The following is a 24,405-nucleotide window of genomic DNA, read 5'->3' as shown; positions in this document are numbered from 1 at the left end:
TCACCGCGCATCCGGTCACAACCTGGCTATTACGCCTGGCGGATAGCCGCCTCTGTACAGTGTTGGGCAAGCAGATCGGCACGGTAGTAGCGGACGACATCGCCAACGATCAGCAATGAAGGGGAAACCGGTTGTTGCTGCGCAATGGTCTCCGGCAGCACTGCCAGCGTGGTGATCAGCACCCGCTGATCCTGGCGCGTGCCGTTTTCAATAATCGCTACCGGCGTATCCTCCCTGCGACCGTACTCACACAACCGGGCGCTAATCACGCTGCTCCAGCTCAGCCCCATGTAAAACACCAGCGTCTGGTTAGTGGCTGAGAGCGCGGCGGCATCCAGTTGAGGCTCTCCGCTGCGCCCGTGTCCGGTGATAAAGCGCAGTGACTGGGCACAATCCCGATGCGTAAGCGGAATCCCGCTTGCGGCGGCGCACCCCACGGCGGCGGTGATACCAGGCACCACTTCGCAGACAATGTTGGCCTGCTGCAGGCTCACCATCTCTTCACCACCGCGACCAAAAATAAAGGGATCGCCGCCCTTCAGTCGAACGATGTTGCGCCCGCTGGTGGCCAGATCGACCAGCAGTTGATTGATCTGTGCCTGTTTCAGGCCGTGATGACCGGGCCGTTTGCCGACGTCAATGCAAAGCGCGCTGTCTGGCACTTCTGCCATGACCGCCTCACTGACCAGGCGATCATAGACCACCACTTCAGCACGGTGCAGCAAACGTAGCGCCTTCACCGTGAGCAGTTCGACATCCCCCGGTCCGGCACCTACTAACCAGACCCGTCCTGCGCTGGACGCCTTCTCAGGTGCCAGCAGTTTATCTAAAGCGTGTATTGCCAGCGTCATAATTCCTCCGGGACAGAGACGGAAAGCAGAAGGTGTTTTAGCTCCGGCAAGCAGGAGCCGCAGTTGGTGCCGCACTGGAGCGTTTTGCCCAGAGCCTGGGTGCTGTGGCAACCCTGGCTAATGGCATGCAATATCGTTTGTTCGCCTACGCCAAAACAGCTACAGATAAGGCGGCCAGTCGCAGGGCTCTGCGCCGCCTGCCCCGCCAGCAAGGCATGACGTTCAGCCGCGTCCGCGGGGGCCTGACGAAAGGCCAGGGCAACCAGATCGTGATCTACCTCGGGTAAACGCCGATCGGCATAAAATGCCAGTTGCAGCTCGCCCTCGCGCCATGCCAGCAGCCGGTAGCTGTGATCGCCCCCGCTGGCAGTTTGCAGCTGATAGCCTTCGAGGTTGAACTGAGACGCCAGCCAACGCTGCGGCGTGGCCTCTCCGGCCACCACAAAACGTTGCGAACCGGCGTACGGCGTACGCGCCCAGTAGCGCAGTGCGGCGGGCGCGGTACTGTCGCGCTGCCAGAGCCAGCCCTGCCAGCAGGTTACTAACGGCTGGATGCGCACTGCCGTTTGTTTAAAGGCAGGCTGGGCCGAAACCGGACAGCGGGTCGATGCGACGACGCCACCGACATTGCCTTGCAGGCTGAACTGGCGGTTCCAGTGCATCGGCACAAAGAGTTCACCGCGCCGCAGGCCGCTGTCCAGCGTCACGCGCACCACCATCCATCCCCATTCTGACTGCACGCGCGCCAGCGCCCCGGCAGACAAGCCATAACGGCGCGCCTCTTCGGGATGCAAGGCGGCAAAAGGCTCGTCACAGTGCTGCATCAGGCGAGGCACCAGCCCGGTGCGCGTCATGGTGTGCCACTGATCGCGTATGCGCCCCGTGTTCATCAGTAAGGGATAACGGGCATTGCGCACCAACGGCGACGGCGTGGCTGGTGGCAGCAGCCGTGCCTTGCCATCGGCATGATAAAAACGCCGGTCGCTGAACAGCCGGGCGCAGCCTTGCGGATGTTGAGCATTGATCGGCCACTGTATTGGCGTCAGCGCATCCCACTCGGCATCGCTGAGCTGCGCCAGGCCGCTGATATCGAAGGCGCGTTCGCCGTGGTTCTCAAAGCCGGACAGCGCCGCGTGCTCGCGGAAGATCGCCGCCGGATGGGTCCAGTTAAATGCCTGGGCGAAGCCGAGCCGCTGCGCCACCTGCGCCAGTAGCCACCAGTCGGGTTTGGCCTCCCCGGCGGGTGCAACAAATGCGCGCTGGCGGGAAATACGTCGTTCAGAATTGGTCACGGTGCCGTTTTTTTCGCCCCAGCCCTGGGCGGGTAACAGAATATGGGCAAAGGCTGTGGTATCCGTTTGCGCCAGCACGTCGGAGACGATCACCAGCGGACAGTTGGCCAGCGCCCGCGCCACGCGGTTGCCTTCCGGCATTGACACCGCCGGATTGGTTCCCATGATCCAGACGGCTTTCACCTCACCTCGCTCAATCGCGTCAAACAGCGCCACCGCGGTCAGTCCGGGCTGGCGCGCCATGGTCGGGCTGTGCCAGAAACGCTGTAAACGATCGCAGTCCGCTTCGTTAAAGCTCATGTGCGCCGCCAGCTGGTTGGCTAAGCCGCCCACTTCACGTCCGCCCATCGCATTGGGCTGGCCGGTGAGTGAAAATGGCCCACAGCCGGGACGGCCTATTTTTCCGCTGAGAAGATGCGCATTAATTATCGCATTGTTATTGTCACTGCCGCTCTGTGACTGGTTGATGCCCATGCACCACAACGTCAGGACACGGTCACGCCGGGCAAACAGCTGATAAAAGGCCACCACCTGCTCCTCGGTCAGATCACAGTGTTCAGCGACCTCGGCAATGCCCCACTGGCTGGCGGCCTGCAGGGTGGTTTCAACGCCGTCCAGATGTGGCAACATCGTCGCATCTATTCCCTGATGCTGCGCCAGCCAGTGCAGTAAGCCCGAAAACAGCGCCGGATCGCTGCCCGGGCGCAGCGGCAGGTGGACATCAGCGATGTCACAGCTGGCGGTGCGACGGGGATCGATCACCACCACCTGCATCTCAGGCCGTTGCTGTTTTGCCTGTTTCAGGCGCTGAAAAATCACCGGATGTGCCCAGGCTGCGTTAGAGCCGACCATGACGATCGCATCAGCCTGATCCAGATCCTCATAACAGCACGGCACCGCATCCGCCCCGAACGCGCGCTTGTAGCCCACTACCGCAGAAGCCATACACAGGCGCGAGTTGGTGTCGATATTTGCGACGCCAAGAAAGCCTTTCATCAGCTTGTTCGCCACGTAGTAATCTTCCGTGAGCAGCTGGCCTGAGCCGTAAAAAGCCACCGCCTCTGGGCCATGCTCCGCGATAATCTGCCGGAGTCCATCGGCGGCGGCATCCAGCGCTGCCGCCATGCTCACCGGCTGTTGGTTAATTTGGGGATGCAGTAAGCGTCCTGTCCGGGTCAGGGTTTCTCCCAGCGCCGCCCCTTTAACGCACAGCCGCCCGAGATTGGCCGGATGCAACGGATCGCCACTCACCTGTGCAGATTCGCTGTGATTCAGTGTCACCTCGACGCCACAGCCCACGCCGCAATAGGCACAGGTGGTTTTCATGATGCCTGCGCCATGAGGTTCAGTGGGCGGTTGGCGACCCAGACCTGACCGGCTTCCAGTTTCACCGGCCAGCAACGCAGCTGGTGCTGCGGGTTATCCAGGCTTTGCCCGTCACGCAGGCGCACGCGCTGTTTGTAGATCGGTGAAATGACCACAGGTTCACCCGCCACATCGCCAAGGATGCCACGGGACAGGACGCTGGCATCGCTGCCTGGCTCGCGATCTTCCAGTGCGTAACAGTCGTTGCCAAAACGGAACAGCGCAATACGGACGCTGCCAAGCCGTGCACCGATTCCCGCACCGGCGGGGATCGCCTCCAGGGAACACACCGCGCTCCAGGGGTCAGCGGGCAGATGCATCAGCGGAATGCCGGTCGCCGTGTGCGGCTGACGCTGGCCGCGTACGCGGGCATAGTGCAGCGTTTCATCCGGGTGATCGCTGTTCACCGTCGCGGTAAACAGCGCCCGCCGCGAGGGTTCAGCCAGCGTGGTCTGCCATTCACACTGGTAGGTGTCCAAGACCTGCTGCATCTCCTGCTCCAGCTGCGCCGCGATACCGAGGCTGTCGTTGATCACCACGTCGCGCAAATACGCCAGTCCGCCTTCCATGTTATCCATCCAGACGCTGGTGCGCTGCAAGCGATCTGCCGTCCGCACGTAGAACATCAGAATGCGATCGACATACCGGATCAGGGTTTCATCATCCAGATCGCTGGCAAACAGCTCCGCATGGCGCGGCTTCATGCCGCCATTGCCGCAAACATACAGATTCCAGCCCTTTTCCGTGGCGATCACCCCAATGTCTTTGCTCTGCGCTTCGGCACATTCGCGGGTACAACCCGAGACGGCCATCTTGATTTTATGCGGTGCGCGCAGGCCCTTATAACGGTTCTCCAGCGCGATGGCGAAGGCCGTCGAATCCTGCACGCCATAGCGACACCAGGTGGAGCCCACGCAGGATTTTACCGTACGCAGCGATTTCCCGTAGGCATGGCCGGTTTCAAAGCCTGCCGCCAGCAAGGTTTCCCAGATGTCGGGCAGCTGATCCAGTCGCGCGCCAAACAGGTCGATACGCTGACCGCCGGTGATTTTGGTGTAGAGGTCGTAACGCGCCGCCACTTCGCCAATGGCGATCAGCCCCTGTGGGGTGATCTCCCCCCCTGGTACGCGCGGCACGACCGAATAGGTGCCATCTTTCTGGATATTGGCGAAGTAACGATCGTTGGTATCCTGAAGCGGCAGATGGGCCGGTTTCAGTAAATAATCATTCCAGCACGAGGCCAGCAGCGACCCAACCAGCGGTTTACAGATCTCGCAACCACAGCCACGTCCGTGGCTCGCCAGCAGATCATCAAAGGTTTTGATTTCATTGATGCGGATCAGGTGGTAAAGCGCCTGACGTGAATAGGCGAAGTGTTCGCAGATATCTTTTTTCACCTCAACGCCCAGGTTTTCCAACTGGAACTCCATCACCTGCTTCACTAATGCCGAACAGCCCCCACAGCCCGTTGCGGCTTTCGTGCAGCTTTTAATGCTGGCCATATCGCCACAGCCGCTCTGCACCGCGCTACAGATATCGCCTTTGCTTACATTGTGGCAGGAGCAGACCTGGGCGCTGTCGGGCAGCGTGGCCACGCCCAGCCCTTTGACCGGAGCGCCGTTCAGCGCAGGCAGAATCAACCCTTCCGGGGAATCCGGCAGCGGCATGGCGTTTAACATCATTTGCAGCAGCGTGGCGTAGTCGCTGCTGTCGCCGACCAGCACCCCGCCCAGCAGCAGTTTGCTGTCGGCGCTGACCACGATTTTCTTGTAAATGCCCTTCGGACCATCAGCCCAGTGGTAGCTCAGGCTGCCTGCCGTTTTGCCGTGCGCATCACCAAAGGAGGCGACATCCACGCCCAGCAGCTTCAGTTTGGTGCTCATATCGGCACCGCTGAACCGGGCCGGCTCGTCCGCCAGATGCCCGGCCAGCACGCGCGCCATCTGATATCCCGGCGCCACCAGACCAAAAATCTGTCCGTTCCACAGGGCACATTCGCCGATGGCATAAATGTCATCGTCGCTGGTCTGGCAGACGTCATTGATCTCAATGCCGCCGCGCGGGCCAACACCGATCCCGGCACTACGGGCCAGCTCATCACGCGGTCGGATGCCCGCCGAGAACAGCACCAGATCGGTCGCCAGTTCGCCGCCATCGGCAAAGCGTAGCACCAGGCTCCCGTCGGGCTGGGTCTCAATCTGTTCGGTCTGCTTCGAGGTGTGAACCGTCACGCCCAGTGCGTCAATTTTCTGCCGCAGCATCAGCGCACCGCCCTCGTCCAGCTGCACCGCCATCAGGCGTGGCGCAAACTCAACCACATGGGTTTCCAGCCCCAGCTGTTTCAGCGCGTTGGCCGCTTCCAGCCCCAGCAGGCCGCCGCCGATGACCACACCGCGCTGACTTTTGTCGGCACAGGCCGCGATCGCATCCAGATCGTCCAGCGTGCGGTAAACAAAGCAGCGCTCGCCCTCATGCCCCGGCACCGGTGGCACAAACGCCCGTGAACCGGTCGCCAGCACCAGTTTGTCCCAGCACAGTGCTTTGCCGTCGCTGTCGCGCAGGCTGCGCTGTTGCCGATCGATCGCCTCTACCCGGCAACCGCTGCGCAGTTCAATGTCGTGTTGGGCAAAAAAGTCCTCAGCGACCAGCGAGAGCTGCGCGGCATTTTTGCCGGTGAAGTATTCAGAAAGGTGCACCCGATCGTAGGCCGAATGGCGCTCTTCACCGTACACCACGATGTGATAATGCTGATGCAGGCCACGCGCCACCAGCTGTTCCAGAAAATGGTGACTGACCATGCCGTGGCCCACGACGGCTAATACAGGTTTAGAGTGATTCATCACGGAGTTTCCTGCAGCCTGCGGCTGCGTTTCAGGTTCATCAAGGCCAAACAGGGTATTCATTGAGACCTGCCTGGCGTTATGCAGTGTGTTAAGCAACGCGGCACCCTGCTGGCTGTCGCCATACAGCAGCACCCCTTTCAGCCGTCCGTGCTGCAGAAAAAGACGTCGATAGTGTCCGGAAAGCGGATCGAAACTGGTGATTGACGGGGCTTCACGAATATCGCCCGCGCTGAACAGCGAAATGCCGCTGACCTTGAGACGCGTGCCGGTGGCTTCGCTGTAGAAATCGGCCTGCGGACAACCGGCCAACTGCGCTGCCAGTACCTCTGCCTGCGCCAGACAAGGCGCAACCAGACCAAAGGTTTCTCCGCTGATTTCACAGCATTCACCTACCGCATAAATACCAGCGTGCGCGCTGCGTAACTGCCGGTCCACCAGGATGCCGCGCTGGCAGGGAATGCCCGATGCCTGGGCCAGCGCGGTTTCTGGCTGCACGCCAATCGCGATAACGACCTGTTGCGCTGCCAGTTGACGCCCATCGTTAAGCAGCACGGACTGCGGGCCAATTGCGGCGATACTGCTATTCAGCTCACAGCGGATACCGCGCGCGCTGAGCTGAGCCAGCAGTAATTCTCCCGCCCTGGCGTCCAGTTGCCTGTCCAGTAAACGCGACTGACGATGCACCAGCGTCACCTGGCGTCCCTGCGCCCGAAGCGCTGCCGCGGCCTCAATGCCCAGAAATCCACCACCGGCTACCACGACCGGACCGCTGCCGGCCAGCAGTGCATCCACATCCTCCAGCGTGCGGAAAGCCGTGACGTGAGGCAGATCGATACCTGCCACCTGCGGCATGCGCGGCTGCGATCCGGTCGCCAGAATCAAACGATCCCAGTGCAGCAGGCGCTGCCGGGTCCGCAAGGTGCGCCCAGCCACATCGACCTGCTCCGCCGTTTCTCCGGTCAGTAAGCGAATGCCATGGCGTGCGTACCAGTCAGGGCCGTGAATCAGGATTTGCTCAATGGTTTTTTCGCCGGCCAGCAGCGGCGACAACAGCACCCGGTTATAGTTACCCTGCGGTTCACGGCCAATGACCGTAATGTCATAACGCGTCGGCGCCAGCTGCAACAGCGTTTCCACCGTGTGCATGCCCGCCATCCCATTACCGACCACCAGCAGCCGTTGTCTCATGGTGTAATCCTTACGCCGCCGACGTCTGTTTTTCGTAGAGAAAATGCAGCACTTTCTGGCGCAGCTGGTGATAACGCGCATCCTCTGCCAGCGCCACCCGCGAACGCGGTCGCGCCAGATCGACCTTAAGGATGTCGCCAACCTGGGCGGCCGGGCCATTGGTCATCATCAGAACCCGATCAGAGAGCAGCACCGCTTCATCCACGTCGTGGGTAATCAGTACGATGGTGGTATTCAACTCCTGCTGAATACGCATCACGCTGTCCTGCAGGTGCGCGCGCGTTAAGGCATCCAGTGCACCGAAAGGCTCGTCGAGTAATAAAACACGCGGCTTCATGGCCAGGGCGCGGGCGATGCCGACGCGCTGCTTCATCCCGCCGGAGATCTCACCGGGGCGCTTGTGCATGGCATGGCTCATTTGCACCCGGTTCAGGTTATGCTCGATCCAGTCGTGCATCTCCGCCTTGTGCATCTTGCCTTTGAAGACCTGCTGCACCGCCAGCTCCACGTTCTGAAACGCCGTCAGCCACGGCAGCAGAGAGTGGTTCTGAAACACCACCGCCCGCTCAGGGCCAGGGCCGGTCACTTCACGGTTATCACACAGCAGCACGCCGCTGGTGGGTCGGGTTAAGCCCGCAATCAGGTTCAGCAGGGTTGATTTACCGCAGCCGGAATGACCGATCAGGCTCAGGGTTTCCCCCTGATGGATATCGAAACTGACGTTATCGAGCGCCAGGAAATCCCCGCCGGAGGTGGTAAAGCGCTGGCTGACCTGCTGTACGCGAATGATAGGTTGCATGGTGTTCTCCTTATTTATCCCAGCTAAAACGACGCGCCAGCAGCATCAGTCCCTGCTCAAGCAGCAGGCCAACCACGCCAATCAGCAGAATGGCAATCAGGATGTTTTCCACGTTCAGATTGTTCCATTCGTTCCAGATCCAGAAGCCAATCCCCAGACCGCCGGTCAGCATCTCGGCCGCAACAATCACCAGCCAGGCAATGCCAATGGAGAGGCGCACGCCGGTAAGCACGGCGGGCAACACGGCAGGAAACAGGATGCGGCGCATAACGGTCCATTCGGAGAGCTGCAGCACGCGCGCCACGTTGAGGTAATCCTGCGGGATGCGCTGCACGCCTTCAGCGGTGTTGATGATCATCGGCCAGATCGAACAGATAAAAATGGTCCAGCTTGAGGCCGGTTCCGCGCGCTGGAACAGCAGCAGGCCGATAGGCAACCAGGCCAGCGGGCTGACCGGACGCAGCAAGGCGATGATGGGATTGAACATCCGCGCGACAAAGGTGAAGCGACCCAGCAGAAAGCCAGCGGGAATGCCCACCAACGCCGCCAGACCAAATCCAACAGCCACACGTTGCAGCGAGGCCAGGACGTTCCAGCCGATGCCCTGATCGTTGGGGCCGTTGTTATAAAAGGGATCGGCGAACAGAATTTTAGCCGCCTCCCAGGTGGCGTAAGGCCCGGGAAAGCCCTGGCTGTACAGCGCGGCGATCTGCCACACCAGAAGCAGGAGCAGAACGCCGCACAGCACCGGAATCGCGCGCTGTAACAGCGGACGTAAGCGCGCAGGCGGTCGTACTTTTTTAGGCGTAACCTGAAGGGGAACTACCGTTGCCTGGCTGGCCGCGGTTACCGGCTGCGCCAGTGGACGAGTCTGGGTTTTCATCACGGCCTCTCTTAACGTTTAATAGCGAAGCTGGCAGCGTAGGCGGCTGGATCGCTGCCATCCCATACTTTGCCGTCGATTAAGGTGCTGCTGCGCATGTCGCTGCCGGGCAGCGTGACGTTGCCGACCGCGCTGGCAGCCTGTTTGTAGATATCAATACGGTTGATCTGCTTTGCGACCGCCAGGTAATCCGGATCGCTGTTCACCATCCCCCAGCGCTTCAGTTGAGTCAGGAACCACATGCCATCAGAGAGATAGGGAAAGCTGACGCTGCCGTCGTGGAAAAAGCGCATGGCGTGGGGGTCCTGCCATTTTTGACCCAGCCCGTTTTCGTACTGACCCAGCATGCGTCCTTCCAGCGTTTCGGGTTTGGTGTTGATCCAGGCCCGCCCGGCCAGCACCTGGGCCGTTTCACGGCGGTTATCGTCCGAGGCATCGATCCAGCGGGCGGCCTCCAGCACCGCGGCAGTGAGTGCACGGGCCGTATTCGGGTTGGCGTTGACCCACTCAGCGCGGGTGCCCAGGATTTTTTCAGGGTGATCCGGCCAAATCTGCTGGCTGGTAGCGGCGGTAAAGCCGATATTGTCGCTGATGGCGCGTTGGTTCCACGGCTCGCCGACACAGAAGCCGCTCATGTTGCCAATCTTCATATTCATCACCATTTGCGGCGGCGGCACCACGACGGTGCGCACATCGTCAAAGGGGTTGATTCCGGCATTGGCCAGCCAGTAATAGAGCCACATGGCGTGAGTGCTGGTGGGAAAGGTATGGGCGAAGGTGAAGCTGCCTTTCGCCTGGCCGTCGATGGCCTTTTTCAGGCTTGCACCGTCGGTTACCTGCTGGGCTTTAAGCTGGTTCGACAGAGAGATGGCCTGACCGTTGTTGTTCAACGTCATCAGGTTCGCCATATCATGCTGGGGACCGGCGACGCCCAGTTGCAGGCCATAGATCAGACTGTAGAGCACATGTGCGGCATCCAGCTCACCCGAGGTGAGTTTGTCGCGCACTGCCGCCCAACTGGCTTCTTTGCTGGCCTGCAGCGTCAGACCATATTTCTTGTCAAACCCTTTAACCGAGGCCATCACCACCGGCGCACAGTCGGTGAGGGGAATAAAGCCGACGCGCACGGTCGGTTTTTCTGGGGCATCGGAACCCGCCGCCCACACTGCGTTGCGCAATCCCGGCAATAGCCAGAGTCCACCGACGGCTGCGCCGGATAACAGCAGTTGACGACGAGAAAGTGAAACTGGCGATTTGCTCATCTTTGCCACCCTGAAGAGATAAAAAAAGGCGTCCTCCCCACTGCTCTCACAGGGGGATGGACGCCTTTATCCAAAGCACTCGCTCTACCGCCGTTGGCAAAGCAAATACACATACTCATTAAGGTAAAGCAAACCGCGTGCCAGAGTGATAAGTGCGGTTAAAACAGCCTTGCGCGGGCCTGCGCGATGGTTTTTTAACCGTTTTTGCACGGTAGTGACGCAGATCACGCACAAGCGTTGTGCAGCTAACACTTTCGGGTTAGCGCTTCACCGTGGCGGCAACCGTTACGATCGCCTGGGCGATTTCCGGTAAGCGTTTGTTCTGGTCCATCGCGCTTTTGCGCAGCATTTGCCACGCGTTTTCTTCGCTCAGGCCATGCTGCTGCATTAACCAGTTTTTAGCCTGATCGAGTAGCTTGCGCTCTTCCAGCGTGGCGCGCATCGCGGCCAGCTCGTTAGCCTGGCGCTGCAGGCGTTGGGACTGTTCACCAATCAACGACAGTAACGATCGCCCGAGCTGGGGAGCAAGCCCCTCGCTGTTGAGGGCAGCAGGCTGGTTCTCCAGCCAGTCTGCGCCTGAGACATAGAGGGTAAAATTGCAGCCTGACTGCGCCACACTTAAGGGTTCACCGGCCTGATGCTGTGCCAGGGCGATAGCGTCACGGCAGCGCGACATCAGCACGGCAGAGAGTTGATCCTCCAGCGACTTCATCTGATCGAGGCGCTCCGAAAGCAGTGAGAACCAGTGCAGTGCACCGCTGTCGTCGCGTCTGCCATCGGTGCAGGCGATGCGCCGTAGCCGTTCGATTTCCCGACCTGGTTGGGCCAGAGGCTGCCAGCTGAGAAGCACCGCCTCATCCGCAAACTGCTGAAAGGTTTTGAAGTTTTGTTCCTGCGCTTCGATTAACGCCACCATCGTACTGCGCTGTTCGGCACTAAACTGTCCGGCCGCAAATCCGGCGGCACCCTGTGCCCGCTCCTGTCCGGTCAACTCCTTGCCCTGCATAAAGCTAAACAGGGCAATGAGTGCCCGGGTAATTTCCGGATGGCTGGATGTGTCGGCGGCTTCAAAGACCAGATTGAGCAAACTTCGGATAACAGGGCTAAACGCCATCATGGCCTGCGCGTGGGTAATCTTCAGGCCAGCGATCTGCTGGCGCAGCGCGGGCAATTCTGCCAGTGCCTGCAAGGCGGCGGCTATCAGGTTGCAGAACCGGCTGTATCCCGGCTGTGCCTCCGCCCTGGGTAATGCCTGACAAAAGGCAAGCTGACTGCGGCTGACATCCTGTTCACTCGCCTCACGCTCCTCGCCATACAGCCGACCCTGTGAGCAAATCCACAGGTTGCTGGCACCGCGTTCGCGCTGTAGCTGATGGACTAATTCACTCACCGTGGTAATTAATTTACCGGTCTGGCGAAGTCGCTCCAGACTGGCGATATCGCTTTGCCGTGAGGCCTGCAACCAGCTCAGTGCGTCATCCATTGCTCATCTCTCTCAATGCAAAAAAAGAATAAAGCAAAAGCCATGCCGCTTCCGGTTCACCGTCCCTAAAGATTGTGACGCGTAAACAATGACCGTTTTCATTACCGGCCAGGCATTGCGTGCCATTAAGTCGTTAAGAACGCTTACTCTTTTTTTGCCTGTCATCTGAATGTGACATTATGCAACCGGCTTGTCAGGCGGCCCTGACAACGTCCGCTTTCTCTGCGATTCAGGGGCGGCGGAACCGGCGCATCAGAGCGGTGGGATAAGAAGATGATGAACGCGCATTACCATGCTATATCATTGGGTGCAATGGTTTGAATTCTCAAAAGTCTTAGGTAGACTGAGCGCGGTACAGGATGAATGTCATTTGCCCGTTTATCTTACCGGCTTGCCTACCCGTCTGCGCTTCCCCCGTGAAGGTGAACGGTCGTGTTCTGATGAACAACATGCAGGTATATTGATAATATCGTGAGGAAAATGGTGAAAAATAATTTAGCGTTTATCCTGTCAGTTGGACTGTTATTGTCCGGCTGCAAAACGCCACCGCCCTCGGTGAATGATGACACGCTGGTCACCAGTGATATTCAAGGCGTGAAGCTGGTACACCGCCATGCGGTAGCTGCCCCGACAACCTTTACGCCCGTTAATCAAACCTGGCGCGCCCTGTATAAGGCGTCGGTGATGACCCAACCCGACTACGGCGGCAAGGTCGTCCTTTATCTTGAGGCTGGAAAACCTTTTGAGGTCCTCGGCAGCGTCGAGAACCACTGGCTGGCTATTGCCGATAAACCGGACGGGATGTTAACCGGTTACGTGCCGTTAAAGGCGGGCGTGGAAACGCATCGTTACGATGACACCTTACGCAATGACCGTCCGCGTCCGCGGAAAACGAAACAAGTGTGCGTTGACGTCGGGGGCGACAGCAAAGCCTGCCGTAATACCGCGACGGCGACCTGGATTCTGAACTAATGAAATTTAACACCTGCCGTGCTGGGCACTCTGCCAGAAACGCTACCTGTCGCGGGAAAAACACACAGTAATGAGCGTGGAATCATCACCGCGAGAGGTTACGACCTCGGGTACCGAAAATCTTTTACTTAACGCTGCCGCGCCACTGCTGAATGCGGTGGTGCAAATTCGTCAGGCCGCGACTCATGATGACCCGGCGGGTTTACGTCAGTCGCTGATGGATGAGGTGCGCGTATTTGAGCAACGCTGTAAGCAGGCGGGCCTGCCGTTTGAAATGATCATTGGTGCGCGTTACTGCATCTGCAGCGCTCTGGATGAGGCCGCCGCGCAAACGCCCTGGGGCACGCGCGGCGTCTGGTCTGGAAACGGCATGCTGGTTACGTTTCACAATGAAAGCTGGGGCGGTGAAAAATTCTTTCAGCTGTTGTCCCGTATCTCGCAAAGCCCGCAGCAGCATCTCTGGCTGCTGGAAATCATTCATTACTGCCTGTTATTAGGTTACGAAGGTCGCTACCGGGGCAGTGAAAAAGGCCGGGCACAGTGCGACAGCCTGCGGGCACGGTTAAAAGTCCTGATCGATGAAACCCGCGCCCAGCAGAGCACCGATTCCCCTCCGCTGGTGCAGGTGCATCCGCTGGTCAGCACGCTTGCACGTCCGATGGTGCCGCTCTGGGCCTGTGCAATGCTCGTCGCCCTGATTGGCTGCCTGATTTACAGCGGGCTAAACTGGCGGCTGGGCAATGCGGCCGAGCCGCTGCTGCGAAGCCTGTATAACATGCCGTTGCCGCAAATCACGGTAAATCGCCGCCCTTCTTCGCCTCAGGCCCTGCTCGATTTGCGCCAGCGGCTCAATGATGTGATCGCCGCCGGTCAACTGGAAGTCAGTGACGGTGCCTTTGGCAGCAAGGTCATTATTCCTGCGGACAAGCTGTTTGCCGAGCAAGGCACGGTGATCAACCCGGTGGGCCGGGCCATTCTGGCGCGGGTCTCCAGCGCGATGAAAGATGTTAAGGGCACGATTCTGGTGTCGGTGTTTACCGATGATAAACCCGTGGACGGCAGCCGTTTTGCCTCCAGCTATGAATTTTCTTTTGCCCGGGCGCGTGCCGTCAGCCAGCTGCTTCAGGTTCAGCTTGCCGATGCGCATGTGATCCGCTCGGAAGGACGCGGTGACAGTGATCCCCTGCTGCCCAACGACAGCAGCGAAAACCGGACCCGTAACCGACGGGTTGAAATCACGCTGTTTGCCGCACCTGAAACACTGAGCACTCACCAAGGAACACACTGATGCGCGCTTCATTTCGTTTATTTTTAACGCATCGGCTGCTGTGGAGCTTTATCGGCGTCACGGCACTGAGTTGCCTGTTGTGGATGCTGGGGCCGCTTATTGCGTGGGATGAAACCCGCCCGCTTGAGCCTGCCCTGCACCGCGAGATCGCGGTGAGCATCCTTTATCTGCTTTGGATCGTGCTTCAGCTGATCCCTGCGGTTTACCGTGCCTGGTATAACAGCCGTCTTCTGGATCGGCTGCAGGTCGTAGAAAGCGACGATCCCGCCGAGCGTCAGGCGACTGAAGCGCTGCTGAGCCAGCGTTTCAGCGACGCGGCCATGCGCCTGAAACGCACCCATTTTGGTCGCCGTCAGGGCAGCCTGTGGGCACGCATCAACGCCAACTATCTCTACCAGTTGCCTTGGTATCTGATGATTGGCGCGCCCGGTGCCGGTAAAACCACCGCGCTGCTGAATGCCGGACTGAAGTTCCCTCTTACCGATACCTTTGGTCACGAGGCGGTGCGCGGCGTCGGCGGCACACGTCATTGCGACTGGTGGTTTACCGACAGTGCTGTACTGATCGATACCGCCGGGCGCTATGCGCTTCAGGAAAGCCAGCGCGCCCGCGACGCCAGCGAGTGGCAGAGCTTTATTAATTTGCTGAAGCGCTATCGTGCCCGGCAGCCGATTAATGGCGTCATCATGACCATCAGCGTGGCAGATTTGCTGAGCGATTCCGCCGAGGCGCGTTTTGAGCAGGCCAACGCCCTGCGCGAACGCCTGACCGAACTGCATCAGCACACCGGCATTCACTTCCCCGTGTATATCATGCTGACCAAAACCGACCTGCTGAAAGGCTTCATGAGCTACTACGGCACACTGGATAAAGCCCGACGCGATGCTATCTGGGGATTCACCTTCCCCTGGGACGCCGGCAAGCCGAATAAGCAGGACTGGCATCCGCATTTTGACCTGCAGTTTACGCAGTTAGCCCAGAAGCTGCAGTTGCAGCTTGCCGATCAGATGACCCACGAGCGCGATCTGAATGAGCGGGCAGAGTGTTTCCTGTTTCCGCAGGAGTTCTCGTCTCTGCGCCCGCTGCTCAGCGAATATCTGGATATCGTGTTTTCTCAGCGTGCTGACACCGTTGCCTGGAACCCACGCGGCCTGTTTTTTACCAGCGGCACTCAGGAAGGATTACCTTTTGACCGTGTCATGGGCGAGTTGAGCCGCAAACTGCAGCTGCGCCAGGCCGGTTCCCATTCTATTGCCGCCTGGGATCGCGTTAATCGCAACAGCCCCATTCCCGGTAATAAAGGCCAGAGCTTTTTTATTCGCGATCTGCTGAGTAACCTGGTGTTTAAAGAGAGCGGCCTGGCGGGCAGCAACCGCCGCTGGGAATACCGTAATCAGCTTTTACACTGGATTGGCTACGGCATGCTGGCCGGTGCGCTGGTGATCATGAGTGGGTTATGGTTGGTGAGCTACTATCAAAACCAACATTATCTGCAGCAGGTTTTGGCGCGAATGCCGGTTATCTCACAACAAAGTCAGCAGGTGATACATCAGCCTGCTGATAATATTTTTGATCTGCTACCCTTTCTGAATAACCTGGTGAAGTTGCCTGTGTCCGACCAGTTTTCTCTCGATAATCCGCCGTTTACTATGCGAGCGGGGTTATACCGGGGAAATCAGGTCAGCGATGCGGCCTGGGCGCTTTATCAAAATGCGCTTAAGTCTTTATTACTGCCGCGCGTTGCCCAGCAGATCACCAACCTGCTGCGTAACGACCCAGGTGATGATAACGAATACAGCCGTAACGCGCTGCGGGCCTATCAGATGCTGTACCAGCCACGAAATTATGATGGGGAATTTCTCCGCGCCTGGCTGCTGCAGAATCTGCAGCGTTCGTTACCGGATAAGGTCAGCGCCCGTGATTTGCAGCAGCTGGACTGGCATTTGAGTCAGTTGCTGGATCAGCAAATTCAGTCTTCGCCTTATGCGCGCGATAACGCGCTGATGTTGGGCAAGCTGGCTGATAATTTAAACCATGCAGGTGACAGCAATACCCTGCTGGCCGTCGCGCCCCGTAAAGCACAGCGCCTGACGACGCATAACCCATAATGGCGAGGTGAACATGCCTGCATCTCTGGCCCCTGGCTGGTACGGCAAATTGCCCTCGACGGGGGACTTTTTGCATCATCGGTTAACCGAGCAGCTTATTGCCCCCTGGAACCACTGGTTTCAGCAAGGCCTGGTGCACTGGCATCACCAGGACGGTGCGGTGAATGCCGACTTTTTACGCGCGCCGGTATGGAATTTCGTATTACCGATCACCCCAACCCGCAATCAGGTGCAGATGGGTTGTCTGCTGCCCTCCTGCGATCGGGTAGGACGCGCCTGGCCGCTGCTGGCGCTGCTGAGCTTTCCCCTGGCCCAGTGGCATCCGGCGCAGCTGACCATCTCTGGCGACTGGTTTCAGGAACTGGGTGCCACGCTGCTGAGCGCCGTAGCGCAGCGCCTCACACCGGCCCAGCTGGAGCAGCAGATTCAGGCGCTGACGCCGCTGATGATCCCGGTACAGCAGCACTCCGATATTATGGATGTAATCGGTTTCCACGATTTGCCTTGCACCCTGAGCTGGCAGGAAGTCGCCGAACGTTTCGACCCTCAGCAACACATTAGTTACTGGTGGAGCAATCGCAGTGACGGTTTCGTTCATGCCACACACAAGCATAGCGGCAACCTCACAGCGGAACTGTTCTCATTACTGTTTAATCCGGCGGCAGGTGCACAGCCGGGACGCAATGGCCTCTATCCACCGATGTTTGAGTGAGGCGTTGCTACTGTCCTCCATGACGGGATAACTCATGCAATTTACCATCGTACAATGCACGTCTGATATTCCGGTGAAAACCGTCACCTTTCATCCGCCGGGCGGCACCATTGGCCGCAGCCAGGATAACGACCTGGTGTTACCGGATGAAGCCCGTTCTATTTCGCGTCTGCAGGCGCTGGTGCACCTGTCAGGCGAAGGCGAATGCCGTTTGACCAATCAGGGCAGCGTTACGCCTGTCGAACACAACGGTGTGCCGCTTAAGCGCGGCATGCAGGTGCACCTCAAGCACGGTGACGCACTGCGCATTGGTGACTACGCCATCGACGTGCGCGATCCGGCGTACCACGGCGTGAACAGCGATCCTCTGGCGTTTTTTTCCCATGCCGCCACGCGTAGCAATCCGCTGGATATTCCCGAGCATGCGGAGGTGGAGGAAGTCACGGAAGAGCCTGTACCGAAGCGTCCTGAGCGTCGCGGCGACGCCAGGCTGGCGATCGATCCCCAGGTTAGCGAAACTTTTCATGCGCCTTTTGCCGCCGGGCTGGATCAGGACAAGCTGGTGGCGGCGCTGCTGGACGGAATGGGGCTGAAAAACGGCCACAATACGGTGATCAGCGAAGAGCAAATGCGCACCACAGGCCGGATGCTAAGCCTGTTCTCTCAAGGTACGGTTGCCCTGCTGTCGTCGCGCTCCATTCTGAAACGTGGCGTCAAAGCTGAAATGACGATGATCCTGAACGAGGCCAACAATCCCTTCAAAATTCTCCCCTCAGGCAAAACCGTCTTGATGCAGATGTATCAAAGCCAGATGCCGGGCTTTATGCAGCCCGAACAGGCCGTGCGCGATGCGTTGGTCGATCTACAGGCGCATCAGTTGGGCATGATTGCCGGAATCCGCGCGATTATCGCCGCGATGCTGCAGTCGTTTAATCCTCAGGGGCTGGAAGAACAGGCACGCGCGGACGGCGCGGTGTCGAAAACCCCCTTTTCCCCCTTTAAAAAAGCTGCCCTGTGGGACTATTTTACCCGCCGCTACCAGCGTACCGCCGGGGAAATCGAAGACGATTTTCACACGCTGTTTGGGGAAGCCTTTCTTCATGCCTATGACATGGAAGTGAATCAGTACAAAGACTCACAGACGCGCACGGATGACGCATGAACATTGCCTTTGCCAGTCAGTATCAGCAGGGGCTGCGCGCCGAGAATCAGGATCGAACCGGCGTCATTTTGGATGAACGCAAAGCCTGCTTTGTGGTATGCGACGGCGTGGCTGGCTTGCCCGGCGGCGACCAGGCGGCGCAGCTGGTGTGCGATGTGCTGATTGAACAATTACTCACCTGCGACCAGGTGACGCCAGCCCTTACCCGGCAGGCGGTTGAAAAGTGCCGATCATTACTTGAAATAGCCCAGGGTAATAATCCGAATTTTTCCACCATGTGCACCACGCTGGCAGGCCTGTTTATCGACCGTACGCGACAGCGCGCATGGTGGGCGCACGCGGGTGACAGCAGGGTTTATCACTTCCGTCACGGGGTGCTGAATGAGGTCACGCGCGACCACAGTCTGGCGCAAAAGTTAAGCGATGCGGGCTATGAAAATACCGGAATTAACAGTAATTTACTCTATAATGCGCTCGGCATAGAACCTGCCCATCCGGTGAGCTTCTCAGACGAAATCATGCTGGAAGATGGCGATGCGTTTTTAGTCTGTAGCGACGGTTTCTGGCTCAACCTGACCACCACGGAAATGGAGCAGGCGCTGCGCATGGTGAATGCCTGTGACGAGTGGCTGATGTTAATGGAACAGGCGGTGAGCCGCGACGTAAAGAAAGACAACCTTAGCGCACTGGCCGTATGGATTGGTGAGCCGCAAGATGCCACCCTGCTCTATACGCTGGCCGATTCCGCGCGTTTTCTGCCATCAGGTTATTGATTAAAGGAATTTTATGAAATTGTGGTTGCCCGCTATAGCCACGTTGTTTATGGCCTTTACTGCGCAGGCGGAAAATTATCGCGTGGTGTATTCACCCAGTCTTGAACTGGAAGTGTATATCGACAACGTTGCGGGCAAAACGCCGGATGAGTGGTGCCAGGAAACGCTGCCGCTGCGTATTGTGTCGGGTAAAGGCCAGGATGCTGAGGTTTTAAAAACGTTTTTGCCGCGCGTGGGCACGCTGTTAGCCAATCAGTGTAACGATCTGGACGTGCTACCCTGGCAAATGACCAATAGCGAGGGCAACGTGCTGGCCAGCGGCAGCGCCAGCAAATTGCAAAACTGGCGACTGATTGTGAATACCGATGCCAAAGCCACTGCCCCGGCACAGGCCGCGGCCTCGCCCAGCCTGTCGCGTCCGGCAGACGGCACGCCGCTGCAGCATTTCGCCTTACCAAACGGCTGTCGTTTTCGCACGGCCTGGGACGCGCGTGGGCTGGCTATGTTTGTGCCTGACATCGGTAAACAGCAGTGCTCCGCCGAGGGCTGGCTGGAAGGTAAAAGTGACATAACCCTGAGCGGTGGCGCGCAACCACAGACGCTTGCGATCAGCTTTTATCAGGGCTATCCCATTGCCAACCTGACGCTATCCGACCAGCATCTGCAAATTGTGGACGTCAATAACCAGCGCATGATTCTGGCCCGTTCCGATGCGCCAGACAGTTGGATGGTCTTGCCCTTTGATGTACAGCAGCATCTGTGGCGTTTTGACGGAACCTTATTGATCAAAGCCGATAAAACGGCGGCACAGCAGAATGCCAGCGCGCTGACCTCGCGCATTACTGCCCTGCGCAGCCGCTGGGCGACCGGTATGACATCGTCGCAAAAAGTGAATGTGTTACTTGTCGACGCCTTACGCGCGGATCGGGTCGATCCTGCTGAAGGTGCATGGCGTAACATCCATTAATTACCGCGTAGCCTGACAAGCAGGCCCCGTTCAGAGAGTCTATTATGTCGGCAAATGACAGTCAGAAAACAATACCGAATGCCTTGCCTGACGGATATCGTTTTAACGAGTTCGAAATTAAAGAGGTGATTGGCGGCGGCGGTTTCGGCATTGTCTACCGCGCATGGGATCACCAACTCGAACGCACGATTGCGATTAAAGAGTACATGCCGGTGTCGCTGGCGGTAAGAACCGAAGACTTATCACTGGCGCTGCGCGGTGAACGGTTTCAAAAGTTGTTTAACGCGGGCCTGAACAGCTTTATTCAGGAAGCCCGACTGTTGGCGCGTTTTAACCATCCCGGTTTACTTCACGTCCTGCGCTTCTGGGAACAGAACGGCACTGCCTATATGGGCACGCTCTACTACAACGGCATGACGTTAAAAGAGTGGCAGGTCACCAGCCATGAGGCGATTTCAGAAGCCTGGATACGTCGCCTGCTGCCGCCGCTGTTAGGCGCTATCAACACCATTCATCAGGCGGGCTACCTGCATCGGGATATCTCGCTGGATAACATCCAGATTCAGGAAAATCAGCTGCCGGTGCTGCTCGACTTTGGCTCCGCCCGTAAAGAGATTGGCAATCTTTCCGACGAAACTGAAATCATGCTCAAACCGGGTTTTGCGCCCATTGAGCAGTACAGTGAAGAAGGCGAAAGTGAACAGGGTCCGTGGACGGACATTTATGCGCTGGGTGCCGTGTTGCATACGTTGATTACAGGCTCTCCGCCGCCGGTCAGCGTGGTGCGCTGCATTGAAGATAATTACCAACCGCTGGTGGCACGTAAACCGCAGGGCTACTCGCTGCCGCTGCTGCACGCGATTGACTGCGCGCTGACGATGAAGCCCCACGCTCGCCCGCAGAACATTGATGAGTTTGCCGCGCTGATTGATTTGCCCGTCAGCGACGTTGAGGCGGTGGTGAACAGCCTGCAACAGCGTAATGATGAGCAGTCTATCAGCGACGCCGCGTCAGCCGAGACCGTGCCGCCGGTCGTGTTAGCCATAAATCACGGTGCCACGATGGCCGAGCCGTTAACCGGACGCAACGTACGTCGCCTGTCGCCGGGATTACTGGCGCTGGCTGGCGTCGCGATGATTGCGGTGGCGGTAGTAGTCTGGATTGAGAATACGCGTACGCCTGCTGCTTCGCTCGTTGATAAGAGCCATGCGTTACCGGCTACCGGCACGGTACCCGCCGGTCTGGCGATGGTCTATCTTAAGCTCACCAGCGACGAACAGGTGGTGCTGAACGGTCAGCCCGTTGCGGTGCATGCCAGCAGCAACGGTTTTGCGGTGTTGAATCTGGCCGCCGGGCAGTACCGTATTGACGTGCGGGCCGGGAACCGGCTTCGCAGTCAGTCACTTCTGATTGATAAACCCGGCACCTGGCTGATCAATCCCACCAATTAATTCGGTGCCAGCCTGGATCGGTGCATGGTTCAGGCCTGCTTCAGCCAGTCTTGTTGCAGCGCACGTACCTGATGCGCCAGGCGGATCAGATCGTCCTCTTCCATTCCGCGTTTGGTCAGCTCTTCTTCCAGCGAGAAGAGATACTGGGCATTTGAACCCAGCGGCCCGGTCGCCGCAGCAATTAACGGCGCAACCGCCTGCGGACAGGTATCATCCTCATACAGCGGATGGCGGGGGTCCATAATAAACACCAGGGCAGAAACGCGACGTCCGTCTTCCAGCGTCAGCTCACACCAGGTAGGCAGATAGCACCCGGTGATCATTTCACGTTTCCACAGCAGTTCCAGTTCGTCGTGCAGACGTTCTTCCGGCAGGCGAAACGCCAGCCCGCGGGTAATACCGCCCTCTTTCAACGCCAGCATACGTCCCGGATGCGAAGCCGTGCCGCGCCCGGCAGTCAGGCGTAAGCAAAAGGCGCGATGCCAGCCGTCCAGCGACGCCGACGCAACCTCATCAGCTTCAAAAACCGGGTTCCACATCAGAGAACCGTAGCCGAAGATCCATACCGGGCTGTGATCGGGCCGACAGGCCAGAGTTGCCGCCAGCGATGCCGCGCGCTGTTCACAACTCCACAGGAGTGTCTCCTCAATATCACCAAATGATGTTTTACAATCCGCTTTTAATAAGAATTCCCGGGTTAGCAATGCGACCTCCTCGACTTTCACCACGTCCTGTGTAAGTGGCTCCTCTGCTCTGTTATGTTCAACATTCACTAATTTACGCTCTGTTCATTAAACTGACATTAATTATTAACACAATCAGTTGCAAGCAAGAGTCGGAGTAGAAAGTAAAAATTTGCCTATATTGCGGTATTAACAGAAAGGTTAATTGCACACCAAAAGGATATTTTAAAAAAACAGGAGATGTAACAGCCCGTTATTACAGGTTGCTTGCGCGCCGTCTGAATGGCTTAGCGGATGAAAAATAACGTAAAAAGGGTTACCCGCTAATGACCGTATATAGCCAGATTAACGAGCAAGGTTGTTGCGTTAAATGACAGTTTTGGCGTGAAATAAAGCCGTAAATACCTGCACGCACCGAGACAGAAAAATGCCTTCCCGTCCATGGGACAGACTACAGGACGACGCGGAGTGACCTGACGTTCGCGTGATAATGGCGCTGGGCACTACTTTTTAGGATGCCATTTATCATCATCGCCTTTCTGGTATTGATGTTTTACCGCCGACCAGGCCACCTTGTGCGCCACCTCTTCACGGGATTCATCACCGCGACGGTCATCGGGATGCTTGTACTCTGTCCAGGCGTGGTTAAAAGCCTGCTGATAGATGTCCTGAGCATGTGCAGGCAAAACGTTTTTCACACTCTCGGGAAGGTCGTTTCGGTTAGCGTAAGGCATCATGTCTCCACAGTTAACAAGCGAATTTATAAGCCTGGCGTAGATGAGTGAAAATGCAAACCCGCACTTATTACCGCCTTTACGGGTTTCGCCTTCAATGGCAGCTTAACGACAACCTTCCCTGAACTTTTATCTTGATAAAATCCAGGATAATGCCGCAGCCGCTTAATGCTTGTTACTGATTTAGTGAATAAAATACCTAATAAGATAAAGTTATCCGCCTTTCAGGCAAAATCCCTTTAAAAGTAAAAAGCGGTAAATTTTTACATTAGGTGCGATTGAAAAGTTAAACTGCGTAACCTATAAGTTTCAATGTAATGGTGGGTAAATGAATTACCCCTTTTATTCAGCAGAGAGGATGGTGAATGCCTTCACATGAAAAAACACGCCACAAAGAGTTTTCACTGATACTTCCCCTTATTGCCCTTGGCATACTCTATTTTTTTAATGCACAAACCTCACTGCCCATCGTGGTTGGTATTAACTTACTCGCGCTGGTGGCGATTCTTAGCAGCGCCTTCAGCGTGGTGCGCCATGCGGATGTTCTGGCGCATCGTCTCGGTGAACCCTATGGCTCGCTGATTCTCAGCCTATCGGTGGTCATTCTTGAAGTCAGCTTAATCTCGGCGCTGATGGCAACCGGTGATGCCGCGCCCGCCCTGATGCGCGATACACTTTATTCCATCATCATGATCGTGACCGGTGGTCTGGTCGGCTTTGCGCTACTGCTGGGCGGGAATAAGTTTGCTACGCAGTACGTGAATCTGGCCGGGGTAAAACAGTACCTGATTGCCATTTTTCCGCTGGCCATCCTGGTGCTGGTGTTCCCGAATGCGTTACCCGGAGGGAACTTCACGACGGCCCAGGCACTGCTGATTGCCGCGATCTCCGCTGCGATGTATGGCGTTTTCTTGTTAATCCAGACTAAAACCCATCAGAGCCTGTTTGTGTATGAGCATGAAGATGAAAGCGATGATGGCGATCCCCATCACGGTAAACCCTCTGCCCACAGCAGCGTCTGGCACGCTATCTGGTTGATTATCCATCTGATTGCGGTCATTGCCGTGACCAAGATGAATGCCAACCCGCTGGAGCATTTACTGAGTGAGATGAACGCGCCTAAGCAGTTTACCGGCTTTCTGGTGGCGTTATTGATTCTGTCGCCAGAAGGACTGGGGGCGATCAGAGCGGTGTTGATGAACCAGGTCCAGCGCGCCATGAACCTGTTCTTTGGCTCGGTGCTGGCGACCATTTCACTCACCGTACCTGCCGTCTCGATCATCGCAACCCTGACCGGACAAGAGTTGGTGTTTGGCCTGGAGCCACCGCAGATGGTGATTATGATTGCGTCACTGATTCTGTGTCAGCTCAGCTTCTCGACTGGCCGAACCAATGTCCTGAACGGCGCGGCCCATCTGGCCCTGTTTATCGGTTACCTGATGACAATCATGCTGTAACCTGCTGACCTGCGACGAAAAAAAAGAGCGAATTCTCGCTCTTTTTTATTTTGTGTGTCCCGTCCTGAATAGCGTTGACACATTTTCCACTGGTTTTGAGGAGAATGTGATGAAACAGTATGTTAAACGCAC

At 57.5% G+C, this 24,405-nt stretch carries 18 protein-coding genes; 9 read left to right on the top strand and 9 right to left on the bottom strand.

All coding sequences use genetic code 11. The annotated features are described in order from the left end of the window. Positions 1-29: 29 nt before the first annotated feature. From cobA to NR177_RS19275, 7 genes are all read right to left on the bottom strand, one after another. The gene (cobA, locus tag NR177_RS19305; RefSeq protein WP_241536632.1) at positions 30-851 is read right to left on the bottom strand and encodes a uroporphyrinogen-III C-methyltransferase; all 822 of its coding nucleotides are present in this window, start codon (positions 849-851) and stop codon (positions 30-32) included. Then, positions 848-3,469 carry a nitrate reductase gene (locus NR177_RS19300; protein ID WP_256853433.1) on the bottom strand — a complete coding sequence of 874 codons (2,622 nt, stop codon included), beginning with the start codon at positions 3,467-3,469 and terminating at the stop codon, positions 848-850. Before NR177_RS19300 ends, cobA begins: the two co-directional genes overlap by 4 nt. After that, positions 3,466-7,539: a nitrite reductase large subunit NirB gene (nirB, locus tag NR177_RS19295; RefSeq protein ID WP_256853432.1), complete on the bottom strand. Its 4,074-nt coding sequence runs from the start codon at positions 7,537-7,539 to the stop codon at positions 3,466-3,468. The genes NR177_RS19300 and nirB overlap by 4 nt, the downstream gene beginning before the upstream one ends. 10 nt (positions 7,540-7,549) lie before the next feature. Beyond that, positions 7,550-8,338, bottom strand: a complete 789-nt coding sequence (locus NR177_RS19290; RefSeq protein ID WP_063879341.1) for an ABC transporter ATP-binding protein — start codon at positions 8,336-8,338, stop codon at positions 7,550-7,552. Positions 8,339-8,348: 10 nt separating this feature from the next. Next, a complete protein-coding gene (gene ntrB, locus NR177_RS19285) occupies positions 8,349-9,221 on the bottom strand; it encodes a nitrate ABC transporter permease (protein ID WP_256853431.1) in 873 nt (290 codons plus the stop codon). Between the two features lie 11 nt (positions 9,222-9,232). Continuing rightward, positions 9,233-10,483: a CmpA/NrtA family ABC transporter substrate-binding protein gene (locus NR177_RS19280; protein WP_063879339.1), complete on the bottom strand. Its 1,251-nt coding sequence runs from the start codon at positions 10,481-10,483 to the stop codon at positions 9,233-9,235. A gap of 259 nt (positions 10,484-10,742) precedes the next feature. Beyond that, a complete protein-coding gene (locus NR177_RS19275) occupies positions 10,743-11,966 on the bottom strand; it encodes a nitrate regulatory protein (protein ID WP_096012485.1) in 1,224 nt (407 codons plus the stop codon). Between the two features lie 480 nt (positions 11,967-12,446). On the opposite strand from NR177_RS19275, the gene NR177_RS19270 reads away from it, so the two are divergent. From NR177_RS19270 to NR177_RS19235, 8 genes are all read left to right on the top strand, one after another. Next, a complete protein-coding gene (locus tag NR177_RS19270; RefSeq protein ID WP_256853430.1) occupies positions 12,447-12,938 on the top strand; it encodes an SH3 domain-containing protein in 492 nt (163 codons plus the stop codon). Positions 12,939-13,008: 70 nt separating this feature from the next. Further along, positions 13,009-14,226, top strand: a complete 1,218-nt coding sequence (icmH, locus tag NR177_RS19265) for a type IVB secretion system protein IcmH/DotU (protein ID WP_063879336.1) — start codon at positions 13,009-13,011, stop codon at positions 14,224-14,226. Continuing rightward, positions 14,226-16,334: a type VI secretion system membrane subunit TssM gene (tssM, locus tag NR177_RS19260; RefSeq protein ID WP_256853429.1), complete on the top strand. Its 2,109-nt coding sequence runs from the start codon at positions 14,226-14,228 to the stop codon at positions 16,332-16,334. The genes icmH and tssM overlap by 1 nt, the downstream gene beginning before the upstream one ends. A 13-nt stretch (positions 16,335-16,347) precedes the next feature. Continuing rightward, a complete protein-coding gene (tagF, locus tag NR177_RS19255) occupies positions 16,348-17,046 on the top strand; it encodes a type VI secretion system-associated protein TagF (protein ID WP_109716214.1) in 699 nt (232 codons plus the stop codon). A gap of 34 nt (positions 17,047-17,080) precedes the next feature. Then, complete coding sequence (gene tagH, locus NR177_RS19250) at positions 17,081-18,208, top strand: type VI secretion system-associated FHA domain protein TagH (RefSeq protein WP_109716213.1); 1,128 nt, start codon at positions 17,081-17,083, stop codon at positions 18,206-18,208. Further along, entirely contained in the window at positions 18,205-18,981 is a 777-nt protein-coding gene (locus tag NR177_RS19245; protein WP_145393355.1) for a PP2C family serine/threonine-protein phosphatase, read from the top strand. The genes tagH and NR177_RS19245 overlap by 4 nt, the downstream gene beginning before the upstream one ends. Before the next feature lie 13 nt (positions 18,982-18,994). Then, the gene (locus NR177_RS19240) at positions 18,995-19,948 is read left to right on the top strand and encodes a hypothetical protein (protein ID WP_256853428.1); all 954 of its coding nucleotides are present in this window, start codon (positions 18,995-18,997) and stop codon (positions 19,946-19,948) included. A 44-nt stretch (positions 19,949-19,992) separates the two neighbouring features. Continuing rightward, positions 19,993-21,399, top strand: a complete 1,407-nt coding sequence (locus tag NR177_RS19235; RefSeq protein WP_256853427.1) for a serine/threonine-protein kinase — start codon at positions 19,993-19,995, stop codon at positions 21,397-21,399. Between the two features lie 29 nt (positions 21,400-21,428). On the opposite strand, the gene NR177_RS19230 is transcribed toward NR177_RS19235, so the two are convergent. Both NR177_RS19230 and chaB read right to left on the bottom strand, forming a co-directional pair. Further along, a complete protein-coding gene (locus NR177_RS19230) occupies positions 21,429-22,103 on the bottom strand; it encodes a gamma-glutamylcyclotransferase (RefSeq protein ID WP_164484284.1) in 675 nt (224 codons plus the stop codon). A 482-nt stretch (positions 22,104-22,585) separates the two neighbouring features. Further along, on the bottom strand, positions 22,586-22,816 hold the full coding sequence (gene chaB / locus NR177_RS19225) for a putative cation transport regulator ChaB (protein WP_063879328.1): 231 nt from the start codon (positions 22,814-22,816) through the stop codon (positions 22,586-22,588). Between the two features lie 365 nt (positions 22,817-23,181). Between chaB and chaA the strand changes: the two genes are divergently transcribed. After that, the gene (gene chaA, locus NR177_RS19220) at positions 23,182-24,273 is read left to right on the top strand and encodes a sodium-potassium/proton antiporter ChaA (protein WP_063879327.1); all 1,092 of its coding nucleotides are present in this window, start codon (positions 23,182-23,184) and stop codon (positions 24,271-24,273) included. The last annotated feature ends 132 nt before the right edge of the window (positions 24,274-24,405 follow it).

The sequence above is a fragment of the Pantoea sp. Fr+CA_20 genome (genome assembly GCF_024520835.1).
Classification (GTDB): Bacteria; Pseudomonadota; Gammaproteobacteria; order Enterobacterales; family Enterobacteriaceae; genus Pantoea; species Pantoea allii.
The sequence above is the reverse complement of the archived record's forward strand: the minus strand, read 5'-3'. Positions and strand labels throughout refer to the sequence as shown.

What these genes read in the sequence shown, in the direction of transcription:
- chaA (WP_063879327.1), top strand. Translation starts at nt 23,182, where the DNA reads ATGCCTTCACATGAAAAAACACGCCACAAAGAGTTTTCACTGATACTT.
- tagH (WP_109716213.1), top strand. Translation starts at nt 17,081, where the DNA reads ATGCAATTTACCATCGTACAATGCACGTCTGATATTCCGGTGAAAACC.
- NR177_RS19240 (WP_256853428.1), top strand. Translation starts at nt 18,995, where the DNA reads ATGAAATTGTGGTTGCCCGCTATAGCCACGTTGTTTATGGCCTTTACT.
- NR177_RS19280 (WP_063879339.1), bottom strand. Translation starts at nt 10,483, where the DNA reads ATGAGCAAATCGCCAGTTTCACTTTCTCGTCGTCAACTGCTGTTATCC.
- NR177_RS19245 (WP_145393355.1), top strand. Translation starts at nt 18,205, where the DNA reads ATGAACATTGCCTTTGCCAGTCAGTATCAGCAGGGGCTGCGCGCCGAG.
- tagF (WP_109716214.1), top strand. Translation starts at nt 16,348, where the DNA reads ATGCCTGCATCTCTGGCCCCTGGCTGGTACGGCAAATTGCCCTCGACG.
- nirB (WP_256853432.1), bottom strand. Translation starts at nt 7,539, where the DNA reads ATGAGACAACGGCTGCTGGTGGTCGGTAATGGGATGGCGGGCATGCAC.
- NR177_RS19275 (WP_096012485.1), bottom strand. Translation starts at nt 11,966, where the DNA reads ATGGATGACGCACTGAGCTGGTTGCAGGCCTCACGGCAAAGCGATATC.
- tssM (WP_256853429.1), top strand. Translation starts at nt 14,226, where the DNA reads ATGCGCGCTTCATTTCGTTTATTTTTAACGCATCGGCTGCTGTGGAGC.
- NR177_RS19290 (WP_063879341.1), bottom strand. Translation starts at nt 8,338, where the DNA reads ATGCAACCTATCATTCGCGTACAGCAGGTCAGCCAGCGCTTTACCACC.
- chaB (WP_063879328.1), bottom strand. Translation starts at nt 22,816, where the DNA reads ATGCCTTACGCTAACCGAAACGACCTTCCCGAGAGTGTGAAAAACGTT.
- NR177_RS19270 (WP_256853430.1), top strand. Translation starts at nt 12,447, where the DNA reads ATGGTGAAAAATAATTTAGCGTTTATCCTGTCAGTTGGACTGTTATTG.
- NR177_RS19235 (WP_256853427.1), top strand. Translation starts at nt 19,993, where the DNA reads ATGTCGGCAAATGACAGTCAGAAAACAATACCGAATGCCTTGCCTGAC.
- ntrB (WP_256853431.1), bottom strand. Translation starts at nt 9,221, where the DNA reads ATGAAAACCCAGACTCGTCCACTGGCGCAGCCGGTAACCGCGGCCAGC.
- cobA (WP_241536632.1), bottom strand. Translation starts at nt 851, where the DNA reads ATGACGCTGGCAATACACGCTTTAGATAAACTGCTGGCACCTGAGAAG.
- NR177_RS19300 (WP_256853433.1), bottom strand. Translation starts at nt 3,469, where the DNA reads ATGAAAACCACCTGTGCCTATTGCGGCGTGGGCTGTGGCGTCGAGGTG.
- icmH (WP_063879336.1), top strand. Translation starts at nt 13,009, where the DNA reads ATGAGCGTGGAATCATCACCGCGAGAGGTTACGACCTCGGGTACCGAA.